This is a genomic window from Streptomyces montanus (assembly GCF_005786655.1).
In the GTDB taxonomy this organism is placed as follows: Bacteria; Actinomycetota; Actinomycetes; order Streptomycetales; family Streptomycetaceae; genus Streptomyces; species Streptomyces sporangiiformans.
In genome coordinates, this window is sequence record NZ_VBZC01000003.1 from 277,258 (window position 1) to 285,928 (window position 8,671).

Below are 8,671 nucleotides of genomic sequence, written 5' to 3' on the forward strand. Positions count from 1 at the left end.
GGTGGAGGGTGGCGGGGGTCGCCCAGCCGTGAAACGAACGGCTTCCTTGCGGTCTCGCGGTCACGCGGTCACGCGGTGATCACCTTTCCGCCCGCCTGGCGGCAGAAGTCCAGCGTCTGAGGGTCGGCGCCGGCGGTGGTGACCAGTACATCGACGTCGGAGAGCGAACAGAGGCGCAGGCTGCCGGTACCGGGGAACTTGGTCTCGGCGGCCACCAGCACCACGCGGTCGGCGCCCTCGATCATCGCCTGCTTGATGGGCGCCTCGACGGCCATGTCGTCGACGACGTGCCCGCTGGCGCGCACACCCGTGCAGCTCAGGAAGAGCAGGTCGGCGCTGATCTGGCGCAGCGCCGTCTCGGTGAGCGAGCCGACCAGGGACTGGTAGTTGCGGCGTAGTACGCCGCCGAGCAGGACCAGTCGTACGGTGTCGTCGTCCCGCAGCTCGTCCAGCACGGCCACGTTGCTGGTGATCACCGTGACCGGGCGGCCGCGCAGTTTGCGGGCGATCAATGACGTGCTGGTGCCGATGTCCAGAACGACCACGCTGTCGTCCGCGACGAGTTCGGCGGCGCGGGCGGCCATGGCCTCCTTCATCGCCATGTCGTGCGATGCCGAGACGTCGAACGGATCTTCGCTGAGCGCTCCCTCCGCCGCGGCCTCGGCGCTCGCGCGCAAAGACAGGGCGGCGCCGCCGTAGGTCCGGATGAGCTCGCCGTCGCGGTCCAGCCGCGTCAGGTCGCGGCGGATCGTGGACTCGCTCACTTGGAGCCGCTCCGCCAGGTCGCGTACCGAGGCCACACCGCCCGTCGTCCGGAGTGACTTCACGATCCTCGCGCGCCGCTTGCTCGATGTCACGCGCCGAAAGTAGCACTGCTTGACCGACTTCAGCCATACATGGGGGCTTGAGTTCGTATTGGGTGGTCGAAGTTCGTCAAGCGCCTCGGCATTTGCTCAATGTTGAGCATCCAGAAGTCTCGGGCGGCAGCGGGGGGGGGAGAGGCCCGGAATGAGAAGTCGACCGTTCCGCAGCTCGAGCCATCCGCTCCACGTCAGGGACCGGCGTGCCGCTCCAGCAGGGACCGGACACTGAAGGGCTGTACCTCGAGCAGGACAATGGTGGTGTTGGACCGGACGACCCCAGGCGCTTCCAGCAACAGGTTCGTGATGCGGTGCAGGTCTTCGGTGTCCCGGGCGACAACGCGGGCGAGCAGGTCGCCGTCGCCGGTGGTGACGAGCAACTCGACCACCTCGGGAATGCGCAGGATCGCCTCCTGGGTGGGCTGCCCCACGCGCTGACTGATCGACATCGTGATGAGGGCCAGCAGCGGATAGCCGAGACCCGCGGGTGCCACGCGCCGACTGTGCTCCCCCAATTGACCGCTTTCTTCAAGTCGCTTCAGACGCGCCTGCACGGTGTTGCGGGCCAGACCGAGTCGGTCGGCCAGGGCGACGGTCGTGGCCCGTGGGTCCGCGTCGAGCGCCAGGAGGATCCGGGCGTCGAGAGCGTCGACGTTTCGCATGGTGCTCAGTATGGCACAGCGCGGGCGCCCCGCATTGAGCATTCTGCTCACATATCTTGCTGCATATTGCGCATTCCGATGCGCCTTCCTAGGTTCTCGCCATGCAAAAAGCGCAATGCGACAACACGTCAGCGAACAGGGCGCCCCGCGTCGACCTCCGGCTATGGGGTGATGAGGACGAGATCGTGGCGGCCGCGATCGACTACGCGCGCCGGCGCATCATGCAGGCTCCGGATCCCGTGGCAGGCGCCCGCCCCGCCGCCGACCTCGCCCTCGCGGCCGGTACGGCCATCACCCCCTGGGGAATCGGCAGCGCCGCGGCCCTCAAACTCTTCGACCGAGTCCTGGCCCCTGCCACCCGCGCCCAGAACGGGACGATGAACCTCGCGTACATCCCCGCGGCCCCCACCCGTGCCGCACTCGCCTTCGACGCGGTCACCAGCGCGGCGAACATCTTCGCGGGCATCTGGGAGTCGGGAGCCGGTGCCATCCACGCCGAGAACGAGGCGTTGGCCTGGCTCACCCAGTTGCTCGGATGGCCCAGCACCGCAGCAGGATGCTTCGTCAGCGGCGGCACCATGGGCAACCTCTCGGCTCTCATCACGGCCCGCGCCGCTGCCGCCGCATCCCGCCCCCGGCCGACGGACGGCTGGAAAATCGTGTGCGCCGACAGCGCCCACTCCTCGATCAGGTCCGCGGCACAAGCGATGGACGTCGCGGTCGTCACCGCACCCGTGGACCAGCGGGGACACCTCACCGGAGCCGCCGTGAACGCGGTCCTGGACTCCACGACCGGCGTGTTCGCCGTGGTGGCGACCGCCGGGACCACCAATGCCGGTCTCATCGACGACCTCGATGACATCGCCGAGGCGTGCGAACGCCACCAGGTGTGGCTGCACGTCGACGGTGCCTACGGCGGAGCGGGCCTGGCGGCACCCAGCGTTCGGCACCTCTACTCCGGCATCGAACGCGCCGACAGCTTCATCGTCGATCCCCACAAATGGCTCTTCGCCCCTTACGACTGCTGCGCACTGCTCTACCGGGACCCCGCAGCGGCACGCGCCGCGCACAGTCAGTCGGCGCACTATCTCGACGCCATCGACCGCGACGTCCACAATCCGTCGGATTTGGCTCTCCACCTCAGCCGCCGTGCCCGCGGTCTGCCGCTCTGGTTCAGCCTGGCCGTGCACGGAACCGAGCGATACTCGCGTGCCGTGGAACAGACACTGACCACCAGCCGACTGGTCGCCGACGCCATACGCGCCAGTGACCATCTACGCCTGACGATCGAGCCCGAGCTTTCCGTCGTCGTCTTCGAACACCCTGGCTGGGGCCCGCAGGACTACGCGTCATGGTCCGCCCGTGCCGCCGAAACGGGCGCCATGCTGTGCGTGCCGACCCAGTGGAACGGCGCAACGGTTCTGCGCTTGGCCTTCGTCAACCCGGACACCCGTGCCGGCGACGTCATCGACACGCTCCGCACTCTCCGCAAGCTCAGCTAGTGCGTGACCGGCTTGGATCTCTGCCTTTCCTGGGTAATCCAGTACCGGCATGGGCCCACTCGCACACATACTCAGTCTCGTGTTCCTGACGATCTCAACCACCGGCAACGAGCAGCACCCGGCCACTGACCTGGGATTCTTGCTCCACAAGCACCCTGACAATCCATTCTCGACCAAGCTGTCCTACGGCACGGCGCACGTCCTCTACCCGGAGGCGAGCGCGGAGCGCTGCACGGCGGCGCTGCTGCTGGAGGTCGACGCGGTGGCGCTGGTCCGGCGCGGGAAGGGCAAGGGACGGGGCGGCGCGCCGGACGCCGCGCTCGCGCAGTACGTCAACGACCGCCCGTACGCCGCCTCGTCGCTGCTCGCCGTGGCGCTGAGCAGTGTGTTCTCCAGCGCGATGAAGGGCCGGTGCACCGCGAAGCCCGACCGGGCCGGGCAGCCGCTGCCCCTGCGCATCGAGGTGCCCGCACTGCCCGCGCGCGGCGGGATCGACCTCGTACGGGGACTCTTCGAGCCGCTCGGCTGGACGGTGACCGCTCAGGCCGTGGTGCTGGACGCCGAGTTCCCGGAGTGGGGCGACTCCCGTTACGTACACCTCGTACTGGAGTCGGACGAGCTGACCCTCGCGCAGGCGCTGCGTCATCTGTACGTTCTGCTCCCCGTCCTCGACGACGCCAAGCACTACTGGGTCGCGACCGACGAGGTCGACAAGCTGCTGCGCGCCGGTGAGGGCTGGCTGCCCGACCACCCGGAGCAGAAGCTGATCACCAGCCGCTATCTGTCGCGCCGTTGGTCACTGACCCGGCAGGCCATGGAGCGTCTGGAGCTCGTCCGGCTGGCCGAGGCGGACGACAGCGAGGTCGAGGAGATCGACAACGCGGTGGACGAACGGACGGACACGGACGAGAAGCCCGTACCGCTCGCCGAGCAGCGACGGGGCGCGATCGTCGAGGCGCTGCGGGCCGCCGGGGCGGGCCGGGTACTCGATCTCGGGTGCGGGCAGGGGCAGTTGGTGCAGGCGCTGCTGAAGGACACGCGGTTCACCGAGATCGTCGGTGTCGATGTGTCGATGCGCGCGCTCACCATCGCCTCGCGCCGGCTCAAGCTGGAGCGGATGGGGGAGCGGCAGGCCGAGCGCGTCAAGCTCCTGCAGGGCTCGCTCGCGTACACCGACAACCGGCTCAAGGGATACGACGCCGCCGTGCTCAGCGAGGTCATCGAGCACCTCGACCTGCCGCGGCTGCCCGCCCTGGAGTACGCCGTGTTCGGCTCCGCACGCCCCAGGACCGTCCTCGTGACCACGCCGAACGTCGAGTACAACGTCCGCTGGGAGACCCTCCCCGCCGGGCACGTCCGGCACGGCGACCACCGCTTCGAGTGGACGCGCGAGGAGTTCCGTACCTGGGCGCGGGCGGTGGCCGAGCGCCACGGGTACGGAGTGGAGTTCGCCCCCGTAGGACCCGACGACCCCGAGGTGGGGCCGCCGACTCAGATGGCCGTGTTCACGATGAGCGCTGCCGCCGGCACCGCGAAGGAGGAGAAGGCCGCATGACCACCACAGAGACCAAGGGGCGCACGCTGCCCGTCACCGACCTCTCCCTCGTCGTGCTGATCGGTGCGTCCGGGTCGGGCAAGTCCACCTTCGCGCGGCGGAACTTCAAGCCGACCGAGGTCATCTCCAGCGACTTCTGCCGCGGCCTCGTCGCCGACGACGAGAACGACCAGAGCGCCAGCGGGGACGCCTTCGACGTGCTGCACTACATCGCGGGCAAGCGGCTCGCGGCGGGCCGGCGCACCGTGGTCGACGCCACCAGCGTGCAGCAGGAGAGCCGCAAACAGCTGATCGACCTGGCCAAGAAGCACGACGTGCTGCCCATCGCCATCGTCCTCGACGTGCCGGAAGAGGTGTGCGCCGAGCGCAACGCCGCGCGTTCCGACCGGGCCGGCATGCCGCGCCGCGTCATCCAGCGCCACACCCGCGAACTGAGGCGATCGCTGCGGCACTTGGAGCGCGAGGGCTTCCGCAAGGTGCACATCCTGCGGGGTGTGGAGGAGATCGAGAACGCCGGGATCCGCACCGAGAAGCGGTTCAACGACCTGACCCATCTCACCGGTCCATTCGACATCATCGGCGACATCCACGGCTGCGCGTCCGAACTGGAGTCGCTGCTCGGCAAGTTGGGCTACGTGGAGGGGGCGCACCCCGAGGGCCGTACGGCTGTCTTCGTCGGCGACCTCGTCGACCGCGGCCCCGACACCCCGGGCGTGCTGCGCCGTGTGATGTCCATGGTCGGATCGGGCAACGCGCTGTGCGTGCCCGGCAACCACGAGAACAAGTACGGGCGTTACCTCAAGGGCCGCAAGGTCCAGCACACGCACGGTCTCGCCGAGACGATCGAGCAGATGGAGGACGAGAGCGAGGAGTTCAAGCAGCAGGTGCGGGAGTTCGTCGACGGACTCGTCAGTCACTACGTCCTCGACGAGGGCCGCCTGGTGGTCTGCCACGCCGGGCTGCCCGAGAAGTACCACGGCCGCACCTCGGGCCGCGTGCGCTCGCACGCGCTGTACGGCGATACGACCGGTGAGACCGACGAGTTCGGGCTGCCCGTGCGCTACCCGTGGGCGGAGGAGTACCGGGGCCGCGCGGCCGTGGTGTACGGCCACACGCCGGTCCCCACCGCGACCTGGCTGAACAACACCATATGCCTCGACACCGGTGCCGTCTTCGGCGGCAAACTCACCGCGCTGCGCTGGCCCGAGCGCGAGCTCGTCGACGTACCGGCCGAGCGGGTCTGGTACGAGCCGGCCAAGCCGCTCAGGACCGAGGCGCCCGGCGGACACGACGGGCGGCCGCTCGACCTCGCGGACGTGCACGGCCGCCGGGTCGTGGAGACCCGCCACGCGGGCCGGGTGTCGGTGCGCGAGGAGAACGCGGCCGCGGCCCTGGAGGTCATGAGCCGCTTCGCCGTGGACCCGCGTCTGATGCCGTACCTGCCGCCGACGATGGCCCCGACGGCGACCTCGCACATCGACGGCTATCTGGAGCACCCCGCCGAGGCTTTCGCGCAGTACCAGGCGGACGGGGTCGCGCGAGTCGTCTGCGAGGAGAAGCACATGGGCTCGCGAGCGGTGGCGCTGGTGTGCCGGGACGCGGAGGCCGCGCGCGAGCGCTTCGGGGTGGACGGTCCGACCGGTTCCCTCTACACCCGTACGGGGCGGCCCTTCTTCACGGAATCAATCAGCGGCTCCGCCGCGGGCTCCGCCGTCACCGAGGAGATCCTCGGACGGATGCGCCGTGCGATGACCGAGGCCGGGCTGTGGGAGGAGCTCGACACTGACTGGGTGCTGCTCGACGCCGAGTTGATGCCGTGGTCGCTCAAGGCGTCCGGGCTGCTGCGGACCCAGTACGCGGCGGTCGGGGCCGCCTCCGCGGCCGTGTTCCCGGGCGCGCTCGCCGCGCTCGAAGGAGCGGCGGCGCGGGGCGTCGACGTACAGGATCTGCTCGGCAAGCAGCGCGAACGGGCCGCGGACGCCGCCGCGTTCACCGAGGCGTACCGGCGGTACTGCTGGACCACGTCCGGTCTGGAGGGTGTGCGGCTGGCGCCCTTCCAGATCCTCGCCGTCCAGGGGCGGAGCCTGGCCGGGCTGCCGCACGACGAACAGCTCGCGCTGATCGACCGTTTCGTGTCGGGCGACACGTCGGGACTGCTGCAGACCACACGGCGGCTCTTCGTGGAGACGGGTGACCCGGACTCGGTGCGGGCCGGCGTCGACTGGTGGCTGGAAATGACCGGCCGCGGCGGCGAGGGCATGGTCGTCAAGCCGGTCGAGGCCGTCGTGCGCGGCGGGGAGGGCCGGCTCGTGCAGCCCGGCATCAAGTGCCGCGGACGTGAGTACCTCCGGATCATCTACGGCCCGGAGTACACCCGTCCCGAGAACCTCGACCGTCTCCGCGGCCGTTTCCTCAACCACAAGCGGTCGCTGGCGATCCGGGAGTACGCGCTCGGGCTGGAGGCGCTGGACCGGCTGGCGGAGGGCGAGCCGCTGTGGCGGGTGCACGAGGCGGTGTTCGGGGTGCTGGCGCTGGAGTCGGAGCCGGTGGATCCGCGGCTCTAGGGGGATCCCAGGTAGCACACGGGCTGGAGCAGCCGTCGGGAAACATCGTGTGTGCGATGTCTTGACGGCTGTTTCGTCCGTGTGAACACTGACCTGACTACGTAGTCATGGCGCCCCGCCGTTACGGCGAGCCGTTCCTGACTACGTAGTCAATTCTCGCGTCGATTCCCCCCGAACTGCCCGACCGAACGGGAGACACCATGCCGGCCACCATGACGGAGGTCGCCCGCGCCGCCGGGGTCTCGCAGAAGACCGTCTCCCGCGTCGTGAACGGCGAACCCCATGTCAGCGCCGAGGTGCGGGACCGCGTACTCAAGGTCATCCATGAGCTGGACTACCGTCCGAACAACGCGGCGCGTGCCCTGCTGATGGGACGCCACCGGCGGATCGGCGTGGTCTCGCTGGGCTCCGCGCTCTACGGTCCCTCGACACTGCTCATCGCCCTGGAACGAGCCATGCAGCGGACCGGCTACTCCTTCGCCCTGGCCAGCACCCTGGACGGCCAGGACGGCGGTGTCGCGGCGGCCGTGGAGTCGCTGCTGGACCAGGGCGTCGACGGCATCGTCCTGTCCGAACCCGTCGACGACGGCACCCCGCTCCGGTTCAAGGCGGACGTGCCGATGGTGAGCCTCGGCGAGGGCGTGGAGATGGCCGGCGGCCCCAGCGCCATGGTCTGTGCCGACGGCGTCGCCGCCGCCCGCATCGCCACGGAGCACCTGCTCGGACTCGGCCACCGCACCGTCTGGCATCTCCCCGGTCCTCAGGACTGGTGGGCCGCCCGCGACCGCGTACGCGGCTGGCGCGAGGCCCTGGCCGCGGCCGGTGCCCCCGAGCCCGCGCTGCCGGCGGAGGGGGACTGGACCCCGGCCTCCGGCTACCGCGTGGGCCGGCTCCTCGCCCGCGAGCCCGAGCTCACCGCGGTGTTCGCCGCCAACGACGAGATGGCGCTCGGCGCCCTGCGCGCCTTCGCCGAGGCGGGGCGCCGCGTCCCGGACGACGTCAGTGTCGTCGGCTTCGACGACGTGCCCGCCGCCGCATACCTGACCCCACCGCTGACCACCATCCGGCAGGACTTCTCCGCCGTCGCCACCCGCGCCGTGGACGTCCTGCTCGCCATGATCGAGGGCAGACCCCACCCGGTCGAACCCGACGGTCTCGCGGCCGAGTTGACCGTACGAAGCTCCACCGCACCCCCATCCCGTCGCACCCCCACCGACCGCCCCGCGCACCTGCCGCAGGCGCGCCCGACGCCCACATAACCAACTCCCTTGCCCCGCTGAATCGTCGGCGGACAGACCGGACCCCCGACTCCCCTCCCGGTCCGATCCGTCCTGCCCGCGTGCGCCGCCGGGACGGCCGCCGCACGCGCCTTTCGCAGCCGCACCACGTGAGGAGCCACGTGTTCACCCCGCCACCCCCACCATCCCCACCCTCCCTGCCGCGCCGCGCCCTGCTCCGCGGCGCGCTCGGCCTCGGCTCCGCCGCCGCGCTCGCGGCCTGCGGCCGAGGCAGCGCCACCGCCCGCACC

Annotated in this window: 6 protein-coding genes; 4 read left to right on the forward strand and 2 right to left on the reverse strand. The window is 70.4% G+C overall.

Annotated features, from left to right (window positions below; all coding sequences use genetic code 11):
• Nucleotides 1–68: 68 nt before the first annotated feature.
• Complete coding sequence (locus FE633_RS03945) at nt 69–857, reverse strand: DeoR/GlpR family DNA-binding transcription regulator (RefSeq protein WP_138043641.1); 789 nt, start codon at nt 855–857, stop codon at nt 69–71.
• A 194-nt stretch (nt 858–1,051) separates the two neighbouring features.
• Nucleotides 1,052–1,522, reverse strand: coding sequence for an Lrp/AsnC family transcriptional regulator (locus FE633_RS03950; protein ID WP_138043642.1), 471 nt, complete (start codon nt 1,520–1,522; stop codon nt 1,052–1,054).
• 101 nt (nt 1,523–1,623) lie between these two features.
• On the opposite strand from FE633_RS03950, the gene FE633_RS03955 reads away from it, so the two are divergent.
• The 4 genes from FE633_RS03955 (at nt 1,624) to FE633_RS03970 (ending at nt 8,402) form a co-directional block, all read left to right on the forward strand.
• Nucleotides 1,624–3,024 (forward strand): pyridoxal phosphate-dependent decarboxylase family protein, encoded by a 1,401-nt coding sequence (locus FE633_RS03955; RefSeq protein ID WP_138043643.1) that lies wholly within the window; start codon nt 1,624–1,626, stop codon nt 3,022–3,024.
• Nucleotides 3,025–3,103: 79 nt separating this feature from the next.
• On the forward strand, nt 3,104–4,579 hold the full coding sequence (locus FE633_RS03960; RefSeq protein WP_138043644.1) for a 3' terminal RNA ribose 2'-O-methyltransferase Hen1: 1,476 nt from the start codon (nt 3,104–3,106) through the stop codon (nt 4,577–4,579).
• Complete coding sequence (locus FE633_RS03965; protein WP_138043645.1) at nt 4,576–7,143, forward strand: polynucleotide kinase-phosphatase; 2,568 nt, start codon at nt 4,576–4,578, stop codon at nt 7,141–7,143. The genes FE633_RS03960 and FE633_RS03965 overlap by 4 nt, the downstream gene beginning before the upstream one ends.
• Before the next feature lie 200 nt (nt 7,144–7,343).
• The gene (locus tag FE633_RS03970; protein WP_246113395.1) at nt 7,344–8,402 is read left to right on the forward strand and encodes a LacI family DNA-binding transcriptional regulator; all 1,059 of its coding nucleotides are present in this window, start codon (nt 7,344–7,346) and stop codon (nt 8,400–8,402) included.
• The last annotated feature ends 269 nt before the right edge of the window (nt 8,403–8,671 follow it).